The sequence below is a fragment of the Kitasatospora sp. NPDC002543 genome (assembly GCF_053594915.1).
The window spans coordinates 1-1,197 of record NZ_JBSFWR010000254.1 but is presented as its reverse complement, the minus strand read 5'-3'; the positions used below and the strand labels follow the sequence as shown (position 1 = coordinate 1,197).

Here is a 1,197-nt window from a genome sequence, read left to right as displayed (position 1 = left end):
GGTCACCCGCCGTCGATGCACAGCCCGACGATCCTTGACCAGGCCAAGCGCCTCTGCGACGTGATCCGGCGCATCCATCCACCCGGCCGACGTGATCACCGCGTACTCACCAGCGGTGTAGATCTTCCCGGTCTGCCGAGCCCGGCCGTAGAGCTCCCTGGCCCGCCGATTGACCTGAAGACTGCGTACGTACGTGCCCGACCCCTGCCGCTTCTCGACAAGGCCCTGTTGCCGCAGCGCCTCCAACGACCGAGCCGCCGTCGGCCGCGAAACGCTCCAGTCTGAGGCAAGTTGCCGCTCCGACGGCACCTCGTCGCCTGCCCGCAGGTCGCCGCGCAAGATCTGGTCGCGGATGAAGTGCGCGATCTGCAGGTACTTGGGCTGCGTCTCCTCGATCTGCGGCATCAGAACCCCTCTCTCAAGTGGCTAAGTCCTCTGGCCACTATAGAGTGAGTGGCTAAGTCGCCAACCAGTACGCTGGCCGGGTGACGCGGTTGATCCTGGCAGCCGGAGGAGGGGGCGACGCTGTCGCCGCCTCAATGTTGGACGCCGCCTTGTACGGCGACGAGGGCCCGGCGGTGGTCCTCACGTACGCGTGGGACCGTCTGTTGGTCGACCCGGTCCCAGGCCCCCGAAGCCCGGCCAACTTCACGGGTTTGCTCCCACTGACACCCACGGTCCAAGCCGTGCCCGGCAACGCGGCACCGATAGCGCCCGCGGGCTCGACCCTCCCCCGCCTAGCGCGCGAACTGCCGCAAACCTTTGTCCTCATCGACCCCCGCCAGGGCGCCGAGGGCATCACGCGCCAACTCGAAGAACTGATCGCACACCTCTCGCCCACCTCCATCGATCTACTCGACGTAGGCGGCGACATCCTGGCCCAGGGCGACGAACCCACACTCCGCAGCCCACTGGCCGACGCGCTCACGCTGGCGGCTTGCGCCCAAGTCCTGTCCCCCGTGCGGCTTTTGGTCGCCGGCCCCGGCCTGGACGGAGAGCTCCCGATCGAGCAACTCCGCAGCTATCTGGGCCCAGTTGCTCTCACTCTGGCGCCTGAGCACGTCGAACCGATCAGCGGTGTCCTGGAGTGGCACCCCTCCGAGGCGACCGCGATGCTGGCAGCCACGGCACGAGGCGTACGCGGTCTCTGCGAAGTCCGAGACGCGGGCCTGCCCGTTCCCCTCAGGGACGAGGGAC

At 68.1% G+C, this 1,197-nt stretch carries 2 protein-coding genes; one reads left to right on the top strand and one right to left on the bottom strand.

The features are described 5' to 3' along the window. A partial coding sequence (locus ACWD4P_RS38385) for a GntR family transcriptional regulator (protein WP_449782843.1) occupies positions 1 to 405 on the bottom strand: 405 nt, incomplete at its 3' end. 134 nt (positions 406 to 539) lie between these two features. Between ACWD4P_RS38385 and ACWD4P_RS38380 the strand changes: the two genes are divergently transcribed. Then, on the top strand, positions 540 to 1,197 hold a 658-nt coding region (locus tag ACWD4P_RS38380; RefSeq protein WP_449782844.1), incomplete at its 3' end, for a DUF1152 domain-containing protein.